Origin of the sequence: Falsiroseomonas frigidaquae, from assembly GCF_012163145.1 — a bacterium.
Taxonomy (GTDB): domain Bacteria; phylum Pseudomonadota; class Alphaproteobacteria; order Acetobacterales; family Acetobacteraceae; genus Falsiroseomonas; species Falsiroseomonas frigidaquae.
On the sequence record NZ_JAAVTX010000014.1, the window covers coordinates 1 to 25,327 of the forward strand.

Genomic DNA, 25,327 nt, shown 5'->3' on the forward strand with positions numbered 1-25,327 from the left:
GTAGCTCCACACGCCCGTCGACGCGTCAAAGCTGAACGCGCCGTATGTGCCCGTGAGATCGGCCGGGGTGGCAAAGCTCGCCTCGCTCGTGTCGGCATCGGACACGACCAGCGTACCGCCGATCGTATCCGCGCTGTCCTCCGTCAGGCTCCCCGTCGCCGGGCCGCTGATGGCAGCGCCGTCATTGGCACCCGTCACCGTCACCGTGATCGTTCGCGACGCCGTGCCGTCCACCGACGTCACCGTCAGCGTCTCGCTGACCTCCTCCCCCGCCGCCAAGCCCTGCGTCGCCGCAAGGCCGTTGTCCAGCGCGTAGCTCCACACGCCCGTCGACGCGTCGAATGTAAACTGGCCATAGGTGCCGGAGAGATCGGCAGGCTCCGCAAAGCCAACCTCGGTCGGATCCGGATCCGTCACGACGACGACGCCACCTGTCGCGCCGATGCCATCTTCCGCAACCGCTCCTGCGACGGCGCCACTGATGGTTGCGACGCCGTTGGCACCGCTGATGTCGAGAAAACTGCCGTCGCCGAAGACCAGGCGTTCCCCGCCCAGCACAAGATCGGTGCCGTCATCGCCATCGGTCAGATCGATGTCACGAACCGTCACAACACCGGCCTGCCGCAGGATCACATATCCCGCGCGGGTTCCCGTGACATGTATCTCATCGACGCCTTCGCCACCCACCAGCGTGTCATTACCGCCGCCGCCCGACAGCGTGTCCCCCCCAGCGCCGCCGTCAAGCCGATTGCCAAGGGTATCACCCGACAGCCGGTCCGCCGCGGCGCTGCCAGTCACATCCTCGAAGCCGGAGATGGTGTCTCCCTCGGCATCACCGCCTGACGCTGTCTGAGCCGTCAGGTCCACCACGACACCCTCGGCGGAGCTGGCATAGAATAGGCGGTCGCGCCCCACACCACCCTCCAGCAGATCGCCACCCAGGCCGCCTGCCAGGATATCGTCGCCATCCTCGCCACGCAGCGTGTCGGCGCCCGCGCCACCTGCCAGCTTGTTGTTGCCGGAATCGCCGCGCAGAAGGTCGTCGCCACCTCCACCGGTCACATGCTCGAAGCCGAGCAGCGTGTCGCCGCCCGCGAGGCCGCCCCGCCCCCGGCCCGTCGTGAGATCGACCTGCACGGCCACCGCCGTGCCGGCGTAAAGCAATCGGTCCTGCCCGTCGCCACCATCCAGCAGGTCCGCGCCGCCACCGCCGGCAACCAAGTCATCGCCATCGCCGCCAAGGATCGTATCCGCGCCGGCCAGCCCCTCGATGACATTCGCGCCGGAATCGCCGACCAGCAGATCGCCATGACGGCTGCCCGTCAGCCCTTCGACGCCAACAAGCGAGTCGCCTTCCGCGTGCCCCCCAAGCCCGACGCCCGCCAAGAGATCGACTGTGACCGCCGCGTCCGAGGTGGCGTAGGAGGCTATGTCCTCGCCAGCGCCGCCAATCAGCAGGTCGGCGCCGGCGCCGCCCAGCAGGGTGTCGTCGCCGCCCTCGCCCGCCAGGGTATCCGCAGCATCCGCGCCATCCAGCCTGTTGGCGCCGCCATCGCCGGTCAGGCGATCTGCCCCGCCGCCGCCCGTCACATCCTCGATGCCGGAGAGCGTGTCACCTTCCGCATTCCCGCCCGAGGCGAGCCCCGCGGTCAGATCCACCACGACCGGCTGCGTGGAACCTGAATAGATCGCGCGATCACGACCGGCCCCACCTTCCAGCAGGTCACCGCCAGCTCCGCCGCTGAGGATGTCGTCGCCACCCTCGCCGCGCAGCGTATCTGCCCCCGCACCGCCGGCCAGCCGGTTCACACCGGAGTCGCCACGCAGCAGGTCGTCCCCCCGCCCTCCGGTCACATCCTCGAAGCCCGAGATGACATCGCCCTCGGCATCGCCACCCGCGGCGGTCTGCGCCGAGAGGTCCACCGACACGGTCTCGATGGACCCGACATAGGACAGCCGATCCTAACCCGCGCCGCCATCGAGCCGGTCCGCGCCCTGGCCCCCGACGATGAGGTCGTTTCCTGCCCCACCGCTCAGCCAGTTGGTGCCCGCATCGCCGATGAGCGTGTCGGAGAAGTCGGAGCCCAGCACGTCTTCGAAGCCAGCGATCGTATCGCCCTCGGCATCGCCGCCGGAGGCGGTCAGCGCTGCCAGATTCACCGCCACCGCCTGCGTGGAAGCGGCGTAATGCAGGCGGTCGCGCCCTTCGCCTCCCTCCAGCAGGTCGCCATCCAGCCCCCCGGCCAGCACGTCGTCGCCCGCTGCGCCGCGCAGCGTGTCCGCGCCCGCGCCGCCGGCCAGATGGTTGTCGCCCGCATCCCCCAGCAGCACGTCCGCGCCGCCACCGCCCGTGATGTGTTCGAAGCCGCGGATCGTATCGCCAGCGGCGTCGCCGCCCGCGGCGGTCTGCTGGGCCAGATCCACCACCACGCCGGACATGGAGCCGACATAGGCCAGACGGTCCCGCCCCTCCCCACCATCGAGCAGGTCGGCGCCACCCTCGCCGGAAATCACATCATCGCCCGCAACGCCCAGGATGGTATCGCCCTCCGACGTCCCGACCAGGCGGTCATCGGCAGGCGTTCCAATAAGGCTGGACATTGGGCGTTTCCTCGATTGCAGGCAGGGCTCTGTCGCGGCCCTTCGGAGAGCCCGGACGCAAGGCACGCGCGTTCGCGGGTGAACCCCTGAACGATAGGTTAATTTACCGTTCAGCTCGTACCTGGCAATGAAGAATCGAGTTAATTCAACAGGCAAGATTGTATCTTTTTAAATACTTGGCGAGACTCCTGAAGAAAGATTTCGCTTGACGGGGAGCGTCGCGGCCACTCGCCGTTTTGTGAGATTCGAGGCCAGAATTTTCAGCCCGTGAGACTGGACCGTCGGACGGCATTGCTCCATGCTTGTTACAAATTTTGCGAATCTCTCGCAAACATCTGCCAACCGGACAATGACGGCGTGCAGGCCCTGGCAGGACCGCCGCGACCTTACCCGGCCCGGCCACATCCTATTTCGCCTTGGCCAGGGCCATCGCGTCCGCGCCGGCGGGGAAGCGGAGCTGGCCGGCTGTGTCATGTACCGCCGCCCAGATCGCCGCGGCGACGTCGGTTTCCCTCGTGGTCAGCGCCGGCCGGGCGAAGGCCGCGAAGATCGGCGCCGCGAAGTCGGCATAGGCCTCCGGGATCAGATCCGCGACAGGCACCAGGCCGTTCTGCGCGAAGCGCGTCGTCGGGGCATAGCCGGGCTCGACGAGTTTCGCGCGAATGTTGAAATGGGCAAGTTCGTGGGCCAGCGACCCGGTGAAGCCCTCGATGGCCTGCTTGCTGGCGGTATAGGCGGCCGCCAGGGGCATCGGAGCCAGGGTGACGCTCGACGTCACGTTGACGATCGCGCCCGCGCGACGCTTGCGCATCTGCGGGTTCACGGCCTGCGCCATCGCCATGGCGCCCCGGGTATTGGTGGCGAACACCTGGCGGATGCACGACAGCGCCGACGCGGCCTGCTGCACCCGCGCACCTAGACCCAGCCATGCGGGCCATTTTTCCCGCTAATGCGGTCGCGTCGCCCTCGCTCGGAACGGGCCGTTACGCGCCGGGCAGCCTCAGGCTCAGGTGGCATGTGCGCGCTGGCGTTCGCTGCGTCTTGCGGCACAGGCGAGCAAGTCGCTCCCACTCTATATCGAAGTGGTATCCGCGTGCTTCAGGCAGTTTAGGGCGAGTGCGTGCATAGACATCCCGGTAGGGGGAGTGGTCCCAGCCCCGCCCATCTGCTGCCCCTGGGGGGCTGGCTCTAAAGATGACCGTCAGGGGCCGCAGACGACCGGCATGGCAGCTTGGTCATGCGGTAACGGTGCTTGGGCTGCCTGGGAGGGCCGGCTTGATACGGAGTTGGCTACGGGAATCACAGCCAGGACCGCCAGAAGCGGAGCGCGCTACAAAACTTGCTACGGAATGCTGCTACGAATGGTGCGTGCGGCCTGAGCTAAGGCGCTGATCCGGTTCAATATTCCGGAATGGCGTCCCCTAGGGGATTCGAACCCCTGTTACCGCCGTGAGAGGGCGGTGTCCTAGGCCTCTAGACGAAGGGGACCCAGACAACCCGCGGCGCCGAAGCATCGCGAGGCGCGCTGATTAGCCTTCCGGCGCCGGAGGATCAACCCGGTCTGCAGCAGTTTTTTCGCCAGTCTTGCCGGCGGCCTTTCCAGCGGCCCGCGCGGCTTCCCGCCGGCCGCTGCGGCAGGCGTCGGAGCAGTGGCGCACGCTGTCCCAGTCGCGCGCCCATTTGCGCCGCCAGGCGAAGGGGCGGGCGCAGGTGGCGCAGATCTTCTGCGGCAGGTTCGGCTTGCGGTGCGCCATCGGGCGCCTACTCCGCCGCCCGCAGCTCCCCGACCACGCGGCCACGGCCGGCATCGAGCAGCAGCAAGCGTTCCGTGCCGTCCGGCCGGGCCACGAGCACGGCAAAGCGCCCTTCCGCCGCGGCCACCGAAAGCAGCCGCGTGCCGGCGGGCTGGCCCAGCGAGGTCGGCGGCAGTGCCACCTCCCCGCCCGCCGTGCTCATGCGCTGGACGAGAACGAAAACCAGGCCCACCGTGCCGAGGACAATCATGACCCCCATCACGCCAACCAGCCATTTGAGCGCCGCCACGCAAACCCCCCTTCCCGAGCCCGATGCGGGCCAGACCGTTGAAATCCTGGCCCCGCCGGAGGCCGCCGGCCTGCGCGCCGACCGTTTTCTGACGGATGCGCTGGCCGCCGGGATAGGCGGCCTGTCGCGGTCCCGGGTCAAGGCCCTGATCGAATCGGGCCAGGCGACGCGGGACGGCGTGCGAGTGCATGACCCGGCCGAGCCGGTGCGCCCCGGCGCCCGCTACGCGTTGCGCCTGCCGCCGCCGGAGGATGCGGTGCCGCAGCCGCAGGACATTCCGCTGACCATCCTGTTCGAGGACCGGCACCTGATCGTCCTCGACAAGCCGGCCGGCCTGGTGGTCCACCCCGCCCCCGGCAACCGCGACGGCACGCTGGTGAATGCCGTCCTGGCCCATGCGGCGGAGGATCTGACCGGCATCGGCGGCGAGAAGCGGCCAGGCATCGTGCATCGGCTGGACAAGGACACTTCCGGCGTCATGGTGGTGGCGAAGTCGGAGCGCGCCCATGCGGCGCTGTCCCTGGCCTTCGCCAACCGGGACCTGGACCGGGAATACCTGGCGCTGGTGTGGGGCCTGCCCAACCCGCTGGAGGGCGAGATCATCGGCGACATCGGCCGCCACCCGATGGACCGCAAGCGGATGGCTGTGGTCACCCGCAACGGCAAGCACGCGCAGACCCGCTATCGCACCGAACGCGCCTTCGGCACATCCTGCGCCCTGCTGCGCTGCCGCCTGGCCACCGGACGGACACACCAGATCCGGGTGCATCTGGCGCATATCGGCCATCCGCTGGTGGGGGACCCGGTCTATCTGCGCCGGATTCCGGCGGCGGCGCGTAACCTTTCAGGCCCCGTCCGCGAAGCGCTAACAGCATTTCCGCGCCAGGCGCTGCACGCAGCGACGCTGGGCTTTAATCATCCGGTTACAGGTGCCGCGCTAAGTTTCACGGCACCCTTGCCTCCGGACATGGCCCTGCTGCTGTCGTACCTGGACGGAGATGTTACAGGCCGGTAACCGAACGTAAACCTACCTTGCAGGTCGGGTTTTTCTTGATCCCGGCATGGATACGATCTAAGAATCCGCTGCCAGCTTCGGGTGGGTGCCGCTTCGCGCCCCCCGGCCCCGGGGTGATGATCCCCCGGGTCAGGAGCGCCCCCTCCACTCATCACCCCGTCGTGACCGGGGTGGGGATGGAAAGGGAGGGCCCGGCCGACGTTGGCAGAACAGCACAGCCGTCATGGGCCCCGCCGTCACGGGGGGCGCCAGGCGACCGAGGAGGCAGTTCTCGCCATGGCTTCCACTTTGTCCATTCCGATGGCCCCCGAAGGCAACCTGTCCCGGTACCTTCAGGACATCCGCAAGTTTCCGATGCTGACGCCGGAGGAGGAGTACAACCTCTCCAAGCGCTGGAAGGATGAGGGCGACGAGCCCTCCGCCCACCGCCTGGTGACCTCTCACCTCCGCCTGGTTGCCAAGATCGCCATGGGCTACCGCGGCTACGGGCTGCCGGTCGGTGAGCTGATCTCCGAGGGCAATGTCGGCATGATGCAGGCCGTCAAGCGCTTCGACCCGGATCGCGGCTTCCGCCTGGCGACCTACGCCATGTGGTGGATCCGCGCGGCGATACAGGAATACATCCTGCACAGCTGGTCCTTGGTGAAGATGGGGACGACGGCCGCGCAAAAGAAGCTGTTCTTCAATCTCCGCCGGCTGAAGGGCCAGATGGCGGCGCTGGAGGAAGGCGACCTGAAGCCGGAGCAGGTGGAAAAGATCGCCCGCGTCCTGGCCGTGCCGGAAGCCGATGTGGTGTCGATGAACCGCCGCCTCGCCTCGCCCGACAACAGCCTGAATGCCCCCGTGCGCGCCGACAGCGACGGCGAATGGCAGGACTGGCTGGTCGATGACGGCGAGAGCCAGGAGACCGAGCTCGCCGAACGGCAGGACATGTCCAACCGCCGCGAGCTGCTCGGGGAGGCGCTGAAGACGCTAAACGACCGGGAACGCCACATCCTGATCGAGCGGCGTCTGAAGGATGAGCCGACGACGCTGGAGGAGCTGTCCCAGCAGTACAACATCAGCCGGGAGCGCGTGCGTCAGATCGAGGTGCGGGCCTTCGAGAAGCTCCAGAAGAGCATGAAGACCCAGATCGTGGAGCGTCGCCTCGGCGTCGCCTGATGCGACCGAACTTCGCTCGTGAGCAACGCCCCGTGTCCTGGCACGGGGCGTTTTTTATGGGGCCGATTTTCTGAGCGGCCGTTAAATGTGTCTCTTTCATGGAACTCTTCCAGGAAATTCCGCCTTTCTCCCCCGTGACACGCCAGCCAGACCAGATCTTCCCAGCCGCCCGGCCACTGCGACCAGATGCGTTGCCCGGCGACAATCATGCGTCATCGCCGCTCGGTCGCGAGGATGTCTTCTTCGCCGCCATCGAGATGACCCGCATGCCGATGATCGTCACCGACCCCAACCGGCCGGACAACCCGATCGTCTTCGCCAACCCCGCATTCCAGCAGATGACCGGCTATCCCGCAGAGGAGGTTCTTGGTCGCAACTGCCGCTTCATGCAGGGGCCGGACACGGACCTCGACGCGATCGCTCAGATCCGCAACGCCATCTCCTCCCGCACCGACATCTCGATCGAGCTGGTGAACTACCGCAAGGACGGCAGCACCTTCTGGAATGCGCTGTTCGTCAGCCCGGTCTTCGGCAGCGATGGCAGCCTGTTGTACTATTTCGGCAGCCAGCTCGACGTCTCCCGCCGGCGGGAGGCGGAGGACGCGCTGCGCCGGACCCAGCGGCTGGAGGCGCTGGGCCAGCTCACCGGCGGTGTCGCGCATGATTTCAACAACCTGCTGCAGGTGGTGGTCGGGTCGCTGGAGGTGCTGCGCCCGCTTGTCGAGGAATCCGGCAACCCACGCGCCCGGCGGCGGCATGAGGGTGCGCTGGAAGCCGCCCGGCGCGGCGCGGAGCTGACCCGGCAGCTTCTGGCCTTCGCCCGCCGGCAAAGGCTGGACGGGCTGCCCACCGATATCAATGCCTGCCTGCAAGGGCTGTCGGAGCTGCTGGCGCGGGCGTTGGGCGGCCTGGCACTGCGGCTGGACCTGGCGCCGGGCCTGCCGGCGGCACGGCTGGATTCCGGCCAGTTCGAAGCCGCGCTGGTGAACCTGCTGCTCAATGCCAGCGCCGCCATGCCGGGCCGCGGCGAGGTGGTCATCACCTCGCGCCACGTGCCGCAGCCGGAGACGCCGGATGGCGACGCGGCGCCGCATGGCTTCGTGGAGCTGGCGGTCAGCGACACCGGCATCGGCATCCCGAGCGCCATCCTGGACAGGGTCACGGAACCCTTCTTCACGACGCGCGAGGTCGGCCAGGGCTCCGGCCTCGGTCTCGCCCAGGTCTATGGCTTCGTCCGCCAATCCGGCGGCTTCCTGCGGATCGAGAGCACGGAGGGCAATGGCACCACCGTGCGGCTGCGCTTCCCTGCGCTGGCGCCGGAGGTGGCGGTCCAGAACCAGGGCGGCCGCGATGCCCCCGAAACCGATTCCGAACCGCGGGGCCAGGGCGAACGGGTGCTGGTGGTGGATGACAATGCCGAGGTGCTGGACCTGGCCGAGAGCCTGCTGATCGACCTCGGCTACCAGGTGGAGACCGCGACCGACGGCCCAAGCGCGATGAGCCTTCTGAACGATCCGGAGCGGCAATACGACCTGCTGTTCAGCGACGTGGTGATGCCCGGCGGCATCAACGGCATCACCCTGGCAAGCGAGGCGCGGCAGCGCCGCCCGGGCCTTCGCGTGTTGCTTTCCACCGGATATGTCGACCCGCGGGACGAGGCGGCCAGCACCGGCATCCGCCCGCATGGCTTTCCGGTGATGCAGAAGCCCTATCGCCGGGCGGAAGTGGCGCGCCGCATCCGCCGCGCCCTGGATGGCAACGGCGCGAAGCAGGGCTGAGCCCCCCATCACCCGGGGCGATATGGCCCATGCGGCCGCCGGATTGGACCCGGGTGACGCGAATGCCCATCCTAGACCCACCAGGAAGGAGCCCCGCCATGTCGCTCACCGTCGAAGGTGAAACCCGCACCGCCCCCTACACCATGCCCGCCGAGGCCCGTATCGGCCATGTCCACCTGAAGGTGGCGGAGCTGGAGCGCAGCCTGCGCTTCTGGCGCGACCTGATCGGGCTGGAGGTGCAACAGCGCATCGGCGACCAGGCGGTGTTCCTCTCGGCCGGCGGCTATCACCACCACATCGCGCTGAACACCTGGGAAAGTGCAGGCGGCAGCCCGCCCGGCTTCGGCACCACCGGCCTATACCATGTGGCGCTGCTGCTGCCGGATCGCCCCGCCCTCGCCCGCGCCCTGAAGCAGCTCGTCGAGGCCGGCTGGCCGCTGGAGGGTGCCAGCGACCATGGCGTGTCGGAGGCGCTGTATCTGCGCGACCCGGATGGCAATGGCGTGGAACTCTACCGCGACCGCCCCCGCGACGAATGGCCGCGCGGCACGGATGGCCGGCTGCTGATGTGCACCAAGCGGCTCGACCTCAAGGCGCTGCTGGCCGAGGCGGGCTGAGCCCCCTTTACCGCCGCAGCGCCGCGACGGAGGCCGCCGCCAGCAGCGCGGCGGCCCCGAGATACAGCCAGACAGCCGGCACGAGCGGCAACAGCACCCCCGCCACCAGCGGCCCGATTCCGGCGCCGATGTCGCGCCAGGTGGCGAGCCGCGCCAGGACCGCCACGCGTTCCTGCGGCGCCGCGCGCGCGGCCGCCACCGGCGCCGGCAGCGGCTGCAACAGCCCGCGCAGCCCGACCACGAGCAGGCTGCCCACCCACAGCCAGCCGACGCCGATCACCGCCAGCCCGGCGGCGGAGGCCAGGGAGACCAGCAGCAGCAGCCGGGCCGCCCCGAACTTCTCCGCCAGCCGCCCCGCCGGCGGGCCCAGCACCACCTCCGCCAGGTAGCGCGCCGATAGTGCCGCGCCGGCCGCCAGCGCCGCGCCCTGCGGCAGGGCGGCGGCGGCGAGGAAGGCGAGGCCGAGCACGAACAGCCCATCCAGCGTCAGCCCCTGCACGAAGGACCAGACATCCAGCGGCTTCGGCAGCGCGAAGCGCGGGCCGGCGGCGCGCAGGCGCGGCCCCTCCCCGCCCGGCAGGCGCCAGGCGAAGGGCAGCGCCACCAGCGACAGCAGGCCAAGGCCCAGGAACACCACGCGCGGCCCCGCCACCTCCGCCGCCACTGCGCCGGCCAACAGGCCGAGCATCGGCCCCGTGGCGATGATGGCGCGGGACACGCCGCTGCGACGGGAGGCGCCGGAAACCTCCGCCGTGGCCAGCGCCTGGGTGGCGATGTTCATCGCGGCGAAGGACAGGCCCCAGAGCAGCCGCGCCGGCAGCAGCCACCAGACGCCCGGCAGCACGGCATAGCCGGCGGTGGCGCAGGCGGCGCCGAACACGGCCAGCAGGCAGGCGTTGCGGGGTCCCGACCGCTCATAGAAGCTCGCGACCCAGCCATAGCCGATGATCCGCACCAGCCGGTTCGCCGCCAGCAGCAGCCCGGCCTCCGCCAGCGTCACGCCGAAGCTGGCGGCATGCAGCGGCAGCAGCAGATACAGCACCGTATCGCCCGGCAGCGTCAGCCCGAGCACGATGGAGGCGTCGCGGGAGGCACGGTCGGCGGCGCGCCGGTCCGTGCCCTCCGCTTCCGGCCGGGTGGCGGTGTCGCCAGGGGTTGTTGCGCGGTTGGTCTGCATCACCGGCAGGCTGCCAGTGTTGCAATTCTATGACAACCGGATGTCTAGATGAATTGGCGGCCGACCCTCCCCTCCGCGGAGGGGAAAGCGGGTCAGCCGAAGCCCTTGCCCTGCTTGCGGTAGGCCTCGCGCGGCGGGGCGAAGATATCCAGCACCCGGCAGCCTTCGGGCCCGGCCTTCATGGTGTGCGGCACGCCGCCCGGGGTGCGCCAGAAATCGCCCTTCTTCACCGCGATCTCCTCGCCGCCCTGGATGCGGATGGCGCTGCCATCCAGCAACACGCCCCATTGTTCCTCCGGATGGTCGTGCAGCGTGCCCATGGCATCGGGCGCGATGGTCACGATCGAGAGCATGGCGTGCTCGCCCGGGAAGATCCGGGTGGTGACGCCGGGTGCGAGTTCGCGGGCGAGGCCCTGCGTCTCGTCATCCAGGTTGTGGAATTCCTCGGCTTGGCTCATCGCACTTTCTCCCCCTGTCATTGGCGGGCCGGTCCGTTGACCGGTCCGAGCGGCCGCCGCGGCAAGTGCCGCGAGCCTGGCGGCCGGAGGCCGCGCCCGTCACGCCCCCGGCATGCCTGCGGCACGCTTAAGGGCAGGCGTCAGCCCGCGAAAGGATCGCGCAGCATGATGGTGTCGTCGCGGTCCGGGCTGGTGGAGAGCAGCACCACCGGCGCCTCCACCAGTTCCTCGATCCGCCGCACATACTTCACCGCCTCGGCCGGCAATTCGGCGTAGCTGCGGGCGCCGCGGGTGGAGCCGGACCAGCCGGTCAGCACCTCATAGACCGGCTTCGCCTTCTCCTGCGCCGCGATCGAGGCCGGCAGGCGGTTCAGCACCTGGCCGTCCACCTCATAGCCGGTGCAGATGCGAAGCTCCTTCATGCCGTCCAGCACGTCGAGCTTGGTCAGCACCAGGCCCTCGACGCCGCCGACCTTCACCGCCTGGCGCACCATGCAGGCGTCGAACCAGCCGCAACGGCGCGGCCGGCCGGTGACGGTGCCGAATTCATGGCCGCGCTCGCCCAGCAGGCGGCCGGTGTCGTCCTTCAGCTCCGTCGGGAAGGGGCCGGAGCCGACGCGGGTGGTGTAGGCCTTGGCGATGCCGAGCACATAGCCGATCTGCTTCGGCCCGACGCCCGACCCCGCCGCGGCATTGCCGGCGACGGTGTTGGAGGAGGTGACGTAGGGGTAGGTGCCGTGGTCCACATCCAGCATCACCGCCTGCGCGCCCTCGAACAGCACGCGCTTGCCGGTGTGGTGGGCCTCGTCCAGCAGCTGCCAGACCGGCTCCGAGAAGGGCAGCAGAAGCGGCGCCAGTTCCAGCAGCCGGTCGAGCAGCACCTGCTTCTCGAAGACCGGCGCGCCGAGGCCCTTCAGCAGCGTGTTGTGGTGCAGCAGCAGCTCGTCCAGCTTGTGCGACAGCACCTCCGGCTCCGCCAGGTCGGACAGGCGGATGGCGCGGCGCGCCACCTTGTCCTCATAGGCCGGGCCGATGCCGCGCCCGGTGGTGCCGATGGCCGAAGCCCCGCGCGCCACTTCACGCGCCTTGTCGATGGCCGGGTGCAGCGGCAGGATCAGCGGCACATTCTCCGCGATCCGAAGATTCTCCGGCGTCACCTTCAGCCCCTGCGCGGTGACCTTCGCGATCTCGCTCAGCAGGTGCTCCGGGTCCAGCACGACGCCATTGCCGATGACGCCGAGCTTGCCGCGCACCACGCCCGAGGGCAGCAGCGACAGCTTGTACACCTGGTTGCCCACCACCAGCGTGTGGCCGGCATTATGGCCGCCCTGGAAGCGCACGACGATGTCGGCCCGGCTGGCGAGCCAGTCCACAACCTTCCCCTTGCCCTCGTCGCCCCATTGGGCGCCGATGACGGCGACATTGGCCATCGCGTCTACTCCTGAACCGGGTCCTGCACGGGGCGCAGCGCGCCGGTGCCGTCCATCACATGTGTGCAGCGCAAGGATTGCGCCGTATCGGCGGCGGCGAGCTGCGCCACCGTGGCATAGCCGCGCGCGCGCAGCGCCGCAGCCTGGCCGGCATCCGCCCCGCGCGGCACGAAGACGCGCAGTCGCGGCGCCGCGGGCGACACGGCGCGCAACACGGCGTCCGGGTACAGCGTCATGCCGGTCGCCGGTTCCTCGCCCGAAAGGTAGCGGCCGCCGCGTGCCAATTCGCCGGTGCGGCCGGCGCCGAAAATCGTGAAGGCGACGCCGGTATGGTAGTGCAGGCCGCGGAATTCCAGCGGGTCCAGCGTGATCCGCAGGCTCGGCGCCAGGGCTCGCACCGCGGCCACCACGGCGGCGGCATGGTCCGCGATCTGCCGCGCCGCCGGCGGCAGCTCCTCCGCCGCCAGCACCGCCAGCGCCGCATCGGCCGGGCCGGCGGCGGCGAGCAGGGCGGGCAGCAGCAGAGCGGCGCCGCCGGATTGCGCGGCGTGCTCGGTCACCGCGGCGGCATCCTTGCGGTCCAGCGCGCGGGCCAGCTTGCGGCGTGCCTCGCCCTGCACCCCGGCCTCATCCAGAAGCGCGGGGGCGAGGCGCGGCAGGGTGATGTCCAGCGAGGCGTCGGTGATGCCGACAGCGGCGAGCGCCTCCGCCGCCACGGCCGCGACCTCGGCATCGGCCTCGGCGCTTTCCGGCCCGATCAGCTCGATCCCGGCCTGCGGAAGCTGGCGCGCGGGCGCGAGCTGCGTGCCCTGGACGCGCAGCACCTGGCCGGCATAGCTCAGCCGCAGCGGGCGCGGCACGCGCGCCATGCGGGTCGCGGCGATGCGGGCGACCTGTGGCGTGGTATCGGCGCGCAGCCCCATCATGCGGTGGCTGACCGGGTCCATCAGCCGGAAGGTCTGCTCGGCCACCGCGGCGCCGGAGCCGGCGAGCAGGCTGTCCTCGAATTCCAGCAGCGGCGGCTTCACCCGCTCATAGCCATGACGGGCGAAGGTCTCGGCCAGCACCTCGACGAGCATCGCCTCCCGCTCCGCCTCGGGCGGCAGGACATCGGACAGGCCGGCGGGCAGCAAGGCGGGGTTCGGAGGGTCGTCGGTCATTCTATTGTTCAGCGCCGCAGAAAGGCGGCGCGTGTGTGGCAGGGGGGCGGCCCCTCCGCAACCCCCGGCGCTCAAACGAGGGTGCTCAGGTCAGGATGATATCGAAGCCCGCGCGCTGGCCCTCATCGGTGGTCGAGAGCCGCGCCAGCAGCAGGGCGCGGCGTTCCTCGGCCACCCGCCGCAGCAGGCCGTCGCGGGCGTTCATCGGCTCGTCCGGGAAATACACCTGCGTGGTCAGGGCCGGGCCGCCGGCGGGCGGATGCGCGCGCAGGTGGATATGCGGCGTGCGGCCGGGGTACTGGCCGGGGCGGATGGTGCGGAAGGCGTAGCGGCCCTCGGCATCCGCGCGGACCCGGCCATAGCCCTGGAACCCGGTATCGCGCTGCACCAGCCGGCCCTCGCGCGGATGCAGGTAGATGCCGGCATGGTCGGCCTGCCAGATCTCCACCACCGCGCCGGGCAGTGCCGCGCCATCCAGGTTGCGCACTTGGCCCGCCAGCAGCAGCGGCCGCCCCTGCGCCACCTGCCCGAGCCCGGCGACGCGGCGCAGATCGGCATCCGCATCGGCCGGGATCGCCCGCGGGTAATAGGGTCCCTCCGTCTGCGCCGGCGTGCCGCCCGCCGGCTGGGCCTGGGCGCAGCCGGGCAGCAGCAGGGCGGGTGCGGCCAGGATCAGGCCCCGGCGGGACAGCGTGCGCAGAGGGGGCGTGCATAGAGGCGGGGTGGGCAGGTGGAACGTCATGCCGCAGGATTCCCGCATCCGCCCGCTCGGTCACGTCACGAAGCGTGACTTGCCGCGGCGCCGAAGCGCCAGCAGACTCGCCGGATGCGCGCGCCCCTCCGCCTCGCCCTGCTGCTGCTCGCCACCGCCTGCGCCGACCCGGCGGCGGAGCATCTGGGCGGCTTCGGAGACCCGGTGCGCGGTGCCGCGCTGTCCGCGCCCTGGTGGCTGGCCGATACCTCCCGCCTCGCCGGCAATCCGGCCCAGGCCGCCCGCGCCGCCGTGCAGCTCGAGGTGGTGGCGGCCGCACTGCGCGAGGATCCACGCTACATGCACGAGGCCTCCGGCCCCGCCTTGCACGCCACCGGCCTGGGCGTGTCGGAGCTTCGCCAGGCGATCGGCATCGCGCCCCAGGCGCCGCCGGCCAGCGTCATCGCCGCGCTGCGTGATGCCGCGGCGGCGCTGGACCAGGGCCGCCCGGCCCGGGCGGAGGCGGCGCTGACGGGGCCGGACTTCCCGCTTGGCCCGCAGGCCACCCTGGCACGGCTCGGCACCCTGCCCCGCCTGCCCCGCGTCTCGGAAGCCGCGGCGGCTGCCTATGGCGAGATCCGCCGGCTGGATGGCCGCGCACGCAGCGGCAGCTGACCGACGCCGCGGCAGCATCCATGGCGAGGGCCGCGCGCGCCGTTCGATGGCACGGCGCATCGCGCCGCGCCGCAACCTGCGCGCCAGCGAAGATCCCTCTGAAACCTGCGCCCCGGAACGGCGCTTTCGCCCCGGACCGGCGCGTGAACGGCTCGCCTTCGGCGCGGCGGTCAAGATCATCGAGGGCAGGGAGAGGGCATTGGAAACCGTGGAAACGCCCGGCGCCAAGGGCATCATCCGGGACCTCGAACGGCTGGAGAAGCTGATCCAGTCGAACGAGATCGGTGGCGAAGCAGTGAAGAAGGTGGTCGCCAGCCTCGGCCAGGAACCCGCCGGCCGCAGCCAGGGGGCGAGGGCCGGCAGGACCAAGAACCTCGGCGAGGCATTGCGCCGTACCGGGAAATGAGGCCGCACCGCCCGGTGGCACGGGGTCACCGGGCGGCGCGCATCGTCAAAAGGCCAGCGGTGTCGCCCGCACCACCAGCGGCAGTGCCCGCACCGTGGCCAGCACCCCGTCCGGCACCGGCGCATCCAGCCCCACCAGGCAGATCGCATCCCCGCCCGGTGTATTGCGGCCGAGATGGAAGGTGGCGATGTTGATCCCCGCATCGGCCAGCGTCGTGCCGAAATGGCCGATGAAGCCGGGGCGATCCTGGTTCGTCACATACAGCATGTGCGGCGCGAAATCGGCCTCCACCGCGATGTCCTTCACCTCGACCAGCCGCGGCTTGCCGTTACCGACCAGCGTGCCGGCGACGGAGCGGTTGAGCCCCTGCGTCACCACCGTCACGCGCACCAGCGTCGCATAGTCGCCGCTGCGCTCCAGCACCGTCTCCGCCACCTCGATGCCGCGCTCGCGCGCGACCACGGGGGCGTTGACCATGTTCACCGCGCCCATCATCGGCGTCAGCACGCCGGCCAGGGCCGCGGCCGTCAGCGGCCGCTGGTTCAGCTCCGCCGCCTGGCCCTCATAGGCCACATGGATCGCCTTGATCTCCTCGCCCTGCGCGGCGGTGAGCTGGCCGGCCAGCGCACCGAGCTGCCGGGCGAGCTCCATGTAGGGCCGCAGGCGCGGCGCCTCCTCCGCGGTGACGGAGGGCATGTTGATGGCGTTGGAGACGGCGCCGGTGAGCAGGAAGTCGCTCATCTGCTCCGCCACCTGCAGCGCCACATTCTCCTGCGCCTCGGCCGTGGCCGCGCCCAGATGCGGGGTGCAGACCACGTTCTCCAGGCCGAAGAGCGGACTGTCGGTGGCCGGCTCCGTCTCGAACACATCGAGCGCCGCGCCGGCGAGGTGGCCGGATTGCAGCGCCTCGAACAGCGCCGCCTCGTCCACCAGCCCGCCACGGGCGCAGTTGATCAGCCGCGCGCCCTTCTTCATGGCGAAGATGCGCTCACGGGAAAGGATGTTCTTCGTCTGCTCAGTGAAGGGCGCGTGGATGGTGATGAAGTCGGCCCGGGACACCAGGGTCTCAAGGTCCACCTTCTCCACGCCGAGCTCGACCGCCCGCTTCTCCGACAGGAAGGGGTCGTAGGCGATGACCTTCATGTGCAGGCCGCAGGCACGGTTGGCGACGATGCTGCCGATATTGCCGGCACCCACCAGGCCAAGCGTCTTGCCCGAGACCTCGACGCCCATGAAGCGGTTCTTCTCCCACTTGCCTGCCTTGGTGCTGGTCGAGGCTTCGGGGATCTGGCGCGCGAGGGCGAACATCATCGCGATGGCATGTTCCGCCGTGGTGATGGCATTGCCATAGGGCGTGTTCATCACGACCACGCCGCGCGCAGTGGCACTCGACACATCGACATTGTCGACGCCGATGCCAGCGCGGCCCACGACCTTCAGCCGCGTCGCCACGTCCAGCATTTCCCGAGTTACCTTGGTGGCACTGCGGATCGCCAGGCCGTCATACTGGCCGATGATCTCGCGCAGCTCGGCAGGCTTCAGGCCGGGCTTGAAATCCACCTCGATGCCGCGGCCCTTGAAGATGGCGATGGCGGCGGGGGAGAGCTTGTCGCTGATGAGAACCTTGGGCGCGCTCATGCCGCCACCGCCTTCCGCTCAGCGGCGATATTCGCGAAAGCCCAGTCCAGCCAAGGCAGCAAGGCCTTGATGTCGCTGGTCTCGACCGTGGCGCCGCCCCAGATGCGCAGGCCCGGCGGGGCGTCGCGGTAATTCGCGGCGTCGAGCGCCACGCCTTCCTTCTCCAGCATCGCCGCGAGCTTCTTGGCGACCGCGGCCTGCCCCTCCACGTCGAGCGCGGTGAACCACGGCGCGACGATCTTCAGGCAGATCGAGGTGCAGGACCGCGTCGCCGCATCCTCCGCCAGGAAGGCCGCCCAGTCACTGCCGGCGACCCAGTCGGCGATGGCGGCGAGGTTCGCCTCCGATCGCGCGACCAGCCCCTTCAGGCCGCCAACGCTTTCGGCCCAGCGCAGCCCGTCGATCGCATCTTCCACGCAGAGCATCGACGGCGTGTTGATGGTCTCGCCCTTGAAGATGCCCTCGTTCAGCTTGCCGTCCTTGGTCATCCGGAAAATCTTCGGCATGGGCCAGGCGGGCTTGTGGGATTCCAGGCGGGCGACGGCGCGCGGCGACAGCGCCAGCATGCCATGCGCCGCCTCCCCGCCCAGCACCTTCTGCCAGGACCAGGTCACCACATCGAGCTTGTTCCAGGGCAGTTCCATGGCGAAGGCGGCGGAGGTGGCGTCGCAGATCGCCAGGCCCTGGCGGCCATCGGCGATGAAGTCCGCGTTGGGCAGGCGCACGCCGCTGGTGGTGCCGTTCCAGACGAAGACCAGGTCGCGCGCCGGATCGACCTGCGCCAGTTCCGGCAGCTTGCCGTAGCCCGCCGCCAGCACCCGCACATCGGTCAGCTTGAGCTGCTTGGTGACATCCGTTGCCCAATCCTTCGAGAAGGATTCCCAGGCCAGGATATCGACGCCCTTTGGCCCGAGCAGCGACCACAGCGCCATCTCCACCGCGCCGGTGTCGGAGGCGGGGACGATGCCCAGCCGCCAATCCTTCGGCATGCCGAGGATGGCCTTGGACAGTTCGATGGTCTCGGCCAGCTTGGCCTTGGGATCCTTGGCCCGATGGCTGCGCCCGAGCAGCGCACCCTCCAGCACCGCCAGCGACCAGCCGGGGCGCTTGGCGCAGGGACCAGAGGAGAAACGGGGATTGTGCGGACGCAGGTCCGGCTTGGCGGTCATATGCAGGCTCCCTTCCAGAAGCGAATGCGCTCCGGTGGGGGAGCGTGGCCCGCCGCGAGGGTTAGACCCGCCGGCGGGACCGCGCAAGCATCCCGTTCAGTGGGCCTCGGGCCGCAGGAACACGCCCGCCCGTGCCGCCTTGGCGGTGCGCCAGGCCACCCAGCCGGTCAGCGCCGTGTTCAGCGCCAGCGCCAGCCAGCCGAACACCGGGTGGAAACCCTGCCCCATCAGCATCACGGCGAAGGCGGCGGAGGGGAAGGTGACGCCCCACCAGGAAAGGCTGAACGGCACCCGCGCCAATTCCCGCGCCAGCGACAGCACCGCCGCCGCCACCAGCAGCGCCACGCCGGTGAAGGCCAGCGCCAATCCATGCGCCTGCCCGGTCAAGGCCGCCACCGCCAGCGCGCCCACCGCCGGCGGCGCGACGAAGATGGCGATGCTGGGCCGCATCGCGAAGGGAAGCGGCGGCCCCGCCAGCAGTCGGTGCAGCAGCAGCGGCAGCACCGCGAGCCACAGCAGCGTGCCGACACCGAACATCATCCAGGATGCATCCAGGAAGCCCATCCGGGCGCCGAAGACCGGCGCCAGGATATTGCCGACGAAGGGGATGAGCAGCGGCGGCGCCAGCATCGCCACCTCCCCTCGCCCGGCCAGCACGCGGCGCAGCAGAAGCATCGCCACCACCAGGTGCAGCGCGACCGCCACACCCCACAGCCCGGCGCCGAAGCCCGGCGCATGCGGCCAGACGGCGCCGGCCAGGATCATCAGGGCCACCGTCGGCGCCGCGGCGAAGGCGACGCGGACCGGGTGGCGCAACTCGGCCAGCATGGCGTCCGGATAGCGCAGCGCCCGCAGCACCTGGCCGCCGACCACCACCAGCCAGAGCAGCGCGGTCAGCGCCAGCAGCGCCTCGCCGATCGCGCCCGGCGCGCCGAGCACCGTGGCGGCTTCCCGCCACGCCAGGCCCAGCCCGCCAAGGCCCATCGGCAGCACCAGCAGCGGCAGCGGCAGATGCGCCAGGCCCGGGGGTGCGGCCGGCACCGGCACGGCGGCGAGCACGGGCCCAGGCCCAGGCACGGGCACAGGTACAGGCACGGCGGTGGGCGGTTCGGCTTCGCTCGGCACGGCGAGCGACGGCGCGTCCGGTGGCGCGGCCCCGGCCGGAACGGCACGCTTCGGCGCCGCGGCCTTGACCCGGGGCTTCGGGGTGCTGCGCTTGCCGGTGCCGCTCATAGCTCGATCTCCCCGCGCAGCATCCGCACGCAGCCGCCGCCGACGGTGGCGCGAATGCCATCCGCCGCACGGCGCGCGGTGGTGCGCAGCAGGCTCGGCCGGCCCATCTCGACGCCCTGGGTGATGTCCCAGGCGCCCTTCTCAGCGCCCGAGAGCTTCAGCAGCAGCGCGGCGAGCGGTGTCGCCGCGCTGCCGGTCGCCGCATCCTCCACCGTGCCGCCGAGCGGGGCGAACATGCGCGCGCGCACCGCGGCGCCGTCCGGCGCATACAGATACAGCGCGAAGCGCCCGGCCAGAGCGGGCACCGCCTCCAGCCCCGCGCGGAAACCGGCGAAATCCGGCTGGGCGCGGCCGAGCGCGTCCGGCGTCACCTCGGCTAGCACGAAGAAATTGCCAGTGCCGGCACGCACCGGCGCGTGTCGCGCCACCACGATATCGGCCTCCGCCAGCCCCGCCGCGCGGGCGACCAGGGCCACGGGAACTTCCACATCCAGCGTCAGCGGCTGCGGCGCGGCGATGGTGGTGTCCTGCCCGTCCACCCGCACTTCCACCAGCCCGGCGATCTCCTCGAAGCGCAGCACGCCATCGACGGCGCGATCGGCCAGCACGAAGCCGGTGCCGACATTCGGATGACCGGCGAAGGGCATTTCGTATTGCCGGGTGAAGATCCGCACGCGCGCCGTATTGGCCGGGTCTTCCGGTGGCAGCACGAAGGTGGTCTCGGAAAGGTTGAACTCCGCCGCCAGCGCCTGCATCTCGGCGTCCGTAAGGCCGCGCGCATCCGGGAACACCGCCAGCGGGTTGCCGCCGAAGCGACGGTCCGTGAACACGTCTACGGTGACGAAGTCGAAGCGCCTCACGGCATGGTCTCCAGGCGGGATGGGTCGAAGGTGATGCCATGGCCGAGCGGGCCATGTCCCTGCCCCAGCCCGGGTGCCGCGCGCATGGCAGCCCGCACATAGGCGCGGGCACGTGCCACCGCGTCGCGCAGCGCCATGCCCTGGGCCAGGCCGCAGGCGATGGCCGAGGCCAGGGTGCAGCCGGTGCCATGCGTGCTGGTGCTGGCGATCCGCGGGCTTTCGAAGATCTCGCTGCCCGCTTCGGTGGCCAGCACATCGGTCAGCACCTCGCCCTCCAGGTGGCCGCCCTTCACCAGCACGGCCCGCACGCCCATCCGCAGCAATGCCTCCGCCGCGCGATGCATGGCGGGCACGTCGGTGACGGGGAAGCCGACCAGCGCCTCCGCCTCCGGCAGGTTCGGGGTGATCAGCGCGGCCATCGGCAGCAGCCGTTCCGCCAGCGTCGCCACCGCATCCGCCGCCAGCAGCCGGTGGCCGCCCTTGGCCACCATCACCGGGTCCGCCACCAGCGGAATGCCGGCACCGTATTCCGCCAGCGCGTCGCAGACCGCGCCGATGGTGGCGACATCGGCCAGCATGCCGGTCTTGATGGCGTCGGCGCCGATATCCTCCAGCACCATGCGGATCTGCAGCCGGATGAAGGCGGGCGGCACCCCCATCACATCCTGCACGCCCAGCGTGTTCTGCGCCGTCAGCGCCGTCACGGCCGTGGCCGCATAGCCCCCGAGCGCGGTGACCGACTTGATATCCGCCTGGATGCCCGCGCCGCCGCCGGAATCGGACCCGGCGCAGATCAGCACCCGGCCCCTGGCCCCGGATGCGGTCATTCGGCCGCGGCCACCTTCTTCACCGCCCCGGCCGCGGCGCGGGCGCGGATCAGCGCGGACAACTCCGCCACCGTCCGGCGCATCTCCGCCGCATCCTCGGCCTCCGCCATCACGCGGATCAGCGGCTCGGTGCCGGAGGCGCGGACCAGTACGCGGCCCCGGTCGCCCAGCTTCTCCCCCGCCGCCTTGATGGCCTTCGCCACCTCCGGATCATTCAGCGGCGAGGTGCCGGTGAAGCGGATATTCTCCAGCAACTGGGGCATTGGCGTGAAGCGGCGGCAGACCTCGCTGGCCGGGCGCCCTTCCTCCACCAGCAGCGCCAGCACCTGCAGCGCGGCGAACAGCCCGTCGCCGGTGGTGGCGAAATCCGAGAGGATCACATGGCCGGATTGCTCGCCGCCCAGGTTGCAGCCGGCCTCCCGCATCTTCTCGCCGACATAGCGGTCGCCGACCTTGGTGCGGTGCAGCTTGAGGCCCAGCCCCTCCAGGTGCCGCTCCAGCCCGAGGTTGGACATGACGGTGGCGACGACGCCGCCGCCGGTCAGCTTGCCTTCCCGGTGCCAGGCGCCGGCGATGGTGGCCAGGATCTGGTCGCCGTCGATGATGCGGCCCTGCTCGTCGCACAGCGCCAGCCGGTCCGCATCGCCATCGAGCGCGATGCCGAGGTCGGCGCGGCGTTCCCGCACCAGCTCGCCCAGCTTCTGCGGCGCCGTCGCGCCGCAATCGCGGTTGATGTTGAAGCCATCCGGCGAGACGCCGATGGAGACCACCTCCGCCCCCAATTCCCACAGCACGGTGGGCGCCACCTTGTAGGCGGCGCCATGCGCGCAATCGACGGCGATGCGCAGACCTTCCAGGCTGCGGCCGCGCGGAAAGGCGGCCTTCGCGGCCTCGATATAGCGGCCCGGCGCATCGTCCAGCCGGCTGGCGCGGCCGAGCTTGGCCGGGGCGGCCAGCGTCTCCAGGAAATTCGGCGCATCCATCAGCGCCTCGATCTCGGCTTCCTGCGCATCGGACAGCTTCAACCCGTCCGGGCCGAACAGCTTGATGCCGTTATCCTCGTAGGGGTTGTGGCTGGCCGAGATCATCACGCCGAGGTCGCAGCGCAGGCTGCGCGTCAGCATGGCGATGGCCGGCGTCGGCAGCGGGCCGACCAGCACCACATCCATTCCGGCGCCGACGAAGCCCGCGGTCATCGCCGGTTCCAGCATGTAGCCGGACAGCCGCGTGTCCTTGCCGATGACGACGCGGTGCTTGTGCGTGCCGCGGTTGAAGAACCGGCCCGCCGCCTGGCCGAGGCGGAGGGCCGTGCCGGCATCCATCGGTGGCTTGTTGGCCGTGCCGCGAATACCATCGGTGCCGAAAAGCTTGCGGGTCAATGCGCTCATGCACCCGCTTATAACGCCCGTACCGGGGTTTGAAATCCGCGGCGCCGTGCAGGGCGACTTTCAGCATCACGCTGCCGCGATCCCCGACGGCGGCGGCAGCCCGGCGCGGCGGTGACGTCAGGGTGCCGCCTGGCGTTCCAGCACCACCGCGCCGCCATCCAGCCGGCGTCCCTGCCGCTGCAGCACCACATTCGTATCGGGCAGCGTCAGGATCAGCCGCTCACCGGCGATCTCCTCGTAGCTGCCGGCGATGGTCGTCTGCGTCGCCGCCTGGGTCACCAGCACGCGGCTGGAATCGAGGAATTCCAGGCGCATCGCCCCATCCGGCGTGGCGTAGTGACGCCCGGCCAGGGGCCCTGCCTCCCGCGCCGCCTCGGCCGCCCGTTCCGCGGCGATCGCCGCTTCCAGCTTCGCCCGCCGGTCGGCCAGCGCGCTGGCGTAGCGCCCTGCATGCGGCGGCGGCAGCGCGGCGATCCAGGGCGGCGCCTGCAGCGAATCGAGGCCCGCGGCCGGCACCGCTTCCAGCAGCACCACGAATTCCGGCAGCGCCGCCGCCGCCATCGCGGCGATGCGGCGGGTGCTGGATTCCTTGAAGGCCGCCAGGGTCGCGGCCTCCGCATGCGGCCGCAGCGCCTCCGTCACCCGCTGCGTGACCAGCACCACGTGGCCCAGGCTTTCCACCGTCTCCGGCCGCTCCGCCAGTTCAACGCCCAGCCGGTCGAGCATCGTCGCGGCCAGGCTGCGCGACCGCTCCTCCAGCTCGGCGGTCAGCGCTGCGGCCCGATCGGCGGGCAGTGCCGCGAGCGCTGCGTCGCGGCGGATCGCGGCCAGCCGGTTGAAAGCCGGCAGGCTGGCCGGCACGGCGGCGATGCGGCGGCGCAGCCCGGCCTCGATCTCCTCCAGCAGGGCAGCGCCCCGGGCCTGCCGCGCCGCCACCACCTCCGCCCGGTCCTCCGGCCGCAGCAGCGGCCAGACCGGCCCCTGCTCCATCGCCTCCAGCCCCGCCAGGCCGCGCGGATTGGGCGGCAGCGCGGCCAGCTCATCGAGGCTGGCCTGCCGCGCCTCGGCTTGGCGCTGCGCCCGCTGACGCTCCAGCTCCGGCAGCAGCAGGTGGGACCGGTCCTCCGGCAGCAGGTAGGGAACCAGCCGCAGCAACTGGTGGCCGGTCCCCCGCGCCGCCCCCGGAAGCTCGCGCCAATCCTGCTGCGCCGCCTGCCATCCGGCCGGTTCGCCGGCCGCCGCAAGGGTGGTGAGGAAGGGCAACAGGGCCGGTGCGAAGGGCTGTTGCGCCAGCCGCTCCAGCTGAACCGGCAGTTCCGCCAGCACCCTTTGCCGGTGCTGCAGGAAGGTGGAGGCTGGACCGGACACCAGCCGCTGCGCCTCGGCCAGCACCTCCCGGTGCGGGCGCATCTCGCGGTCCCGCGCGCAGGCGCGCAGGCGCGACCCGAGGGTGCGGAGGTCCTGCCGGTCCCATTCCAGCGCCGGCTTGCCGAAGGTCGCGGTGGTGGCGGGGGCGAGGAACAGGCCGGGCAGCATGACCTCCTGCCGCGGCGGCAGGCGGTCCCAGCCCAGGCTCATATCCCGTTCCGCATGCACCTCATGCTCCCGCGCCCAGGCCACGAGCTCGGGGCAGGAGGTCTCGCCGAGCTGGGCGCGGGCCGGGGCACCTGGCAACAGCAGCAGGGCCAGCAGGGCTGGCAGCAGGGGGCGCGGCAGAATCTGCACGTTTCTCGCTCCGTCACGACCAGGTCGGAAGGCGAGTTACCGGCGGGCAATGCCTGCGATCAACCGCCCGGAGGAACCGCGGCGGTCACGTATCAGGGAGGCGCACGATGCGGCCGCGCAAAGTTTTCACCCTTTGCAAACAGCCACTTACGCGGAGGTCAGTCGGGGTCATCCTCCTCCGCCCCGCCCGACAGCGCCTGCCAGACGGCAAGCGCCTGCACCGTCTCCGCCACGTCATGCACCCGCACCATCGCCGCGCCGCGGGAGGCTGCGGCCAGCGCCGCGGCGACCGAGGCCGGCACCCGCGCCGCCGGGGTTTCCACCGCGGACAGCGTGCCGAGGAACCGCTTGCGGCTGGCACCGAAGATGATCGGGCAGCCGATGCCGGCCAGCAGCGGCAGGCGCTCGATCAGCGCCAGATTATGCGGCAGGCGCTTGCCGAAGCCGATGCCAGGGTCCACCGCCAGCCGGTCCTTCGGCAGGCCGAGCCGTTCGGCGGCGGCGACCCGGTCCGCCAGGAACTGCGCCACCTCCAGCGCCACGTCGCCGTAGCGCGGGTTCTGCTGCATGGTGCGCGGGTCCTCGCCCAGCATGTGCATCAGGATGACGCTGGCCTCCGACCGCGCCAGCACCCGCGCCGCCGCCGGGTCGTGGCGCAGCGCGGTGATGTCGTTGACGATCTCGGCGCCGGCCTCCAGCGCCGCCAGCATGGTGGCGGCATTGCGGGTATCGACGCTGATGGTGGCGGCCTTTGCCAGTTCGCGGATCACCGGCAGCACGCGCCGGCATTCCTCCTCCGGCGCCACGGGATGCGAGCCGGGCCGGGTGCTTTCGCCGCCGATATCCAGCAGGTCGGCACCGGCCTCCAGCATGGCATGTCCCGCGGCGATCGATTCCGCGATGCCGCGGCCACCATCCGAGAAGCTGTCCGGCGTGACGTTGATGATGCCCATGACCAGCGGCCGGCCGCCCTCGCAGGGCATCGCCAGGCCGGCGAAGCGGGGCAACGGGTAGGTCAGTGCCAGCACGTGCTTCTGCCACGCCTCCGGCACGTCAGACAGCGGCAGCGCGGCGCTGGGCGCATCCGGGCCGATCAGCCGCACCAGGGTGAAGGCCAGCGGCCCGCCCGCCAGCGGCAAGGCAAGGTCCGCTGCCAGCGCGGCGGCGGCGGCCTGGCCCTCGATGAGGCCCAGCGGCTCGACCCACATCTCGGTCACGACTCTGTCCCGGTCACGACTCGCAGGCCCCCGATTGCGCTGGGCGCCGACGATGCCC

At 70.9% G+C, this 25,327-nt stretch carries 24 protein-coding genes and 1 tRNA gene; 6 read left to right on the plus strand and 19 right to left on the minus strand.

Features of this window, described 5'->3' with window-relative positions:
- From HB662_RS28445 to HB662_RS28470, 6 genes are all read right to left on the minus strand, one after another.
- A partial coding sequence (locus HB662_RS28445) for a VCBS domain-containing protein (RefSeq protein WP_168055414.1) occupies nt 1-1,929 on the minus strand: 1,929 nt, incomplete at its 3' end.
- Between the two features lie 33 nt (nt 1,930-1,962).
- Nucleotides 1,963-2,601: a calcium-binding protein gene (locus HB662_RS28450; protein ID WP_168055416.1), complete on the minus strand. Its 639-nt coding sequence runs from the start codon at nt 2,599-2,601 to the stop codon at nt 1,963-1,965.
- 406 nt (nt 2,602-3,007) lie between these two features.
- Nucleotides 3,008-3,508 carry an SDR family NAD(P)-dependent oxidoreductase gene (locus tag HB662_RS28455; protein WP_342449608.1) on the minus strand — a complete coding sequence of 167 codons (501 nt, stop codon included), beginning with the start codon at nt 3,506-3,508 and terminating at the stop codon, nt 3,008-3,010.
- A 505-nt stretch (nt 3,509-4,013) separates the two neighbouring features.
- Nucleotides 4,014-4,089: transfer RNA gene (locus HB662_RS28460), tRNA-Glu, on the minus strand.
- Between the two features lie 41 nt (nt 4,090-4,130).
- A complete protein-coding gene (locus HB662_RS28465; RefSeq protein ID WP_168055418.1) occupies nt 4,131-4,355 on the minus strand; it encodes a DUF2256 domain-containing protein in 225 nt (74 codons plus the stop codon).
- A gap of 7 nt (nt 4,356-4,362) precedes the next feature.
- Nucleotides 4,363-4,605, minus strand: a complete 243-nt coding sequence (locus HB662_RS28470; protein WP_245185985.1) for a DUF6476 family protein — start codon at nt 4,603-4,605, stop codon at nt 4,363-4,365.
- On the opposite strand from HB662_RS28470, the gene HB662_RS28475 reads away from it, so the two are divergent.
- From HB662_RS28475 to HB662_RS28490, 4 genes are all read left to right on the plus strand, one after another.
- Nucleotides 4,604-5,659 (plus strand): RluA family pseudouridine synthase, encoded by a 1,056-nt coding sequence (locus HB662_RS28475; RefSeq protein ID WP_168055422.1) that lies wholly within the window; start codon nt 4,604-4,606, stop codon nt 5,657-5,659. The genes HB662_RS28470 and HB662_RS28475 overlap by 2 nt on opposite strands.
- A gap of 276 nt (nt 5,660-5,935) precedes the next feature.
- Nucleotides 5,936-6,820 (plus strand): RNA polymerase sigma factor RpoH, encoded by an 885-nt coding sequence (rpoH, locus tag HB662_RS28480; protein WP_171970303.1) that lies wholly within the window; start codon nt 5,936-5,938, stop codon nt 6,818-6,820.
- A gap of 98 nt (nt 6,821-6,918) precedes the next feature.
- Nucleotides 6,919-8,598, plus strand: coding sequence for a histidine kinase famiy protein (locus HB662_RS28485; RefSeq protein WP_168055424.1), 1,680 nt, complete (start codon nt 6,919-6,921; stop codon nt 8,596-8,598).
- 98 nt (nt 8,599-8,696) lie between these two features.
- The gene (locus tag HB662_RS28490) at nt 8,697-9,215 is read left to right on the plus strand and encodes a VOC family protein (RefSeq protein WP_171970304.1); all 519 of its coding nucleotides are present in this window, start codon (nt 8,697-8,699) and stop codon (nt 9,213-9,215) included.
- Between the two features lie 7 nt (nt 9,216-9,222).
- Here HB662_RS28490 and HB662_RS28495 read toward each other — a convergent pair whose 3' ends face one another.
- The 5 genes from HB662_RS28495 to HB662_RS28515 form a co-directional block, all read right to left on the minus strand.
- Nucleotides 9,223-10,392 carry an MFS transporter gene (locus tag HB662_RS28495; protein WP_168055426.1) on the minus strand — a complete coding sequence of 390 codons (1,170 nt, stop codon included), beginning with the start codon at nt 10,390-10,392 and terminating at the stop codon, nt 9,223-9,225.
- A gap of 92 nt (nt 10,393-10,484) precedes the next feature.
- Nucleotides 10,485-10,850: a cupin domain-containing protein gene (locus HB662_RS28500; RefSeq protein ID WP_168055428.1), complete on the minus strand. Its 366-nt coding sequence runs from the start codon at nt 10,848-10,850 to the stop codon at nt 10,485-10,487.
- A 140-nt stretch (nt 10,851-10,990) separates the two neighbouring features.
- Nucleotides 10,991-12,280: an adenylosuccinate synthase gene (locus tag HB662_RS28505; protein WP_168055430.1), complete on the minus strand. Its 1,290-nt coding sequence runs from the start codon at nt 12,278-12,280 to the stop codon at nt 10,991-10,993.
- Between the two features lie 5 nt (nt 12,281-12,285).
- The gene (locus HB662_RS28510; RefSeq protein WP_168055432.1) at nt 12,286-13,440 is read right to left on the minus strand and encodes an ATP phosphoribosyltransferase regulatory subunit; all 1,155 of its coding nucleotides are present in this window, start codon (nt 13,438-13,440) and stop codon (nt 12,286-12,288) included.
- 85 nt (nt 13,441-13,525) lie between these two features.
- On the minus strand, nt 13,526-14,182 hold the full coding sequence (locus HB662_RS28515; protein ID WP_168055434.1) for a dioxygenase family protein: 657 nt from the start codon (nt 14,180-14,182) through the stop codon (nt 13,526-13,528).
- Nucleotides 14,183-14,266: 84 nt separating this feature from the next.
- On the opposite strand from HB662_RS28515, the gene HB662_RS28520 reads away from it, so the two are divergent.
- Both HB662_RS28520 and HB662_RS28525 read left to right on the plus strand, forming a co-directional pair.
- On the plus strand, nt 14,267-14,806 hold the full coding sequence (locus tag HB662_RS28520; RefSeq protein ID WP_168055436.1) for a hypothetical protein: 540 nt from the start codon (nt 14,267-14,269) through the stop codon (nt 14,804-14,806).
- Nucleotides 14,781-15,212 carry a hypothetical protein gene (locus HB662_RS28525; protein ID WP_168055438.1) on the plus strand — a complete coding sequence of 144 codons (432 nt, stop codon included), beginning with the start codon at nt 14,781-14,783 and terminating at the stop codon, nt 15,210-15,212. Before HB662_RS28520 ends, HB662_RS28525 begins: the two co-directional genes overlap by 26 nt.
- Nucleotides 15,213-15,257: 45 nt before the next feature.
- Here HB662_RS28525 and serA read toward each other — a convergent pair whose 3' ends face one another.
- The 8 genes from serA to folP all read right to left on the minus strand — a co-directional run bounded on the left by serA (nt 15,258) and on the right by folP (nt 25,260).
- Nucleotides 15,258-16,850 (minus strand): phosphoglycerate dehydrogenase, encoded by a 1,593-nt coding sequence (gene serA / locus HB662_RS28530; RefSeq protein WP_168055440.1) that lies wholly within the window; start codon nt 16,848-16,850, stop codon nt 15,258-15,260.
- Entirely contained in the window at nt 16,847-18,019 is a 1,173-nt protein-coding gene (locus HB662_RS28535; protein ID WP_168055442.1) for a phosphoserine transaminase, read from the minus strand. The genes serA and HB662_RS28535 overlap by 4 nt, the downstream gene beginning before the upstream one ends.
- Nucleotides 18,020-18,115: 96 nt before the next feature.
- Complete coding sequence (locus HB662_RS28540) at nt 18,116-19,252, minus strand: SLAC1 family transporter (protein WP_168055444.1); 1,137 nt, start codon at nt 19,250-19,252, stop codon at nt 18,116-18,118.
- Nucleotides 19,249-20,112 carry a PhzF family phenazine biosynthesis isomerase gene (locus HB662_RS28545; RefSeq protein ID WP_168055446.1) on the minus strand — a complete coding sequence of 288 codons (864 nt, stop codon included), beginning with the start codon at nt 20,110-20,112 and terminating at the stop codon, nt 19,249-19,251. The genes HB662_RS28540 and HB662_RS28545 overlap by 4 nt, the downstream gene beginning before the upstream one ends.
- A complete protein-coding gene (thiD, locus tag HB662_RS28550; RefSeq protein ID WP_168055447.1) occupies nt 20,109-20,939 on the minus strand; it encodes a bifunctional hydroxymethylpyrimidine kinase/phosphomethylpyrimidine kinase in 831 nt (276 codons plus the stop codon). The genes HB662_RS28545 and thiD overlap by 4 nt, the downstream gene beginning before the upstream one ends.
- Complete coding sequence (gene glmM / locus HB662_RS28555) at nt 20,936-22,327, minus strand: phosphoglucosamine mutase (RefSeq protein WP_168055448.1); 1,392 nt, start codon at nt 22,325-22,327, stop codon at nt 20,936-20,938. Before glmM ends, thiD begins: the two co-directional genes overlap by 4 nt.
- A gap of 117 nt (nt 22,328-22,444) precedes the next feature.
- Nucleotides 22,445-24,052: a hypothetical protein gene (locus HB662_RS28560; RefSeq protein WP_168055449.1), complete on the minus strand. Its 1,608-nt coding sequence runs from the start codon at nt 24,050-24,052 to the stop codon at nt 22,445-22,447.
- A gap of 158 nt (nt 24,053-24,210) precedes the next feature.
- Nucleotides 24,211-25,260 carry a dihydropteroate synthase gene (gene folP / locus HB662_RS28565; protein WP_168055458.1) on the minus strand — a complete coding sequence of 350 codons (1,050 nt, stop codon included), beginning with the start codon at nt 25,258-25,260 and terminating at the stop codon, nt 24,211-24,213.
- Between the last annotated feature and the right edge of the window lie 67 nt (nt 25,261-25,327).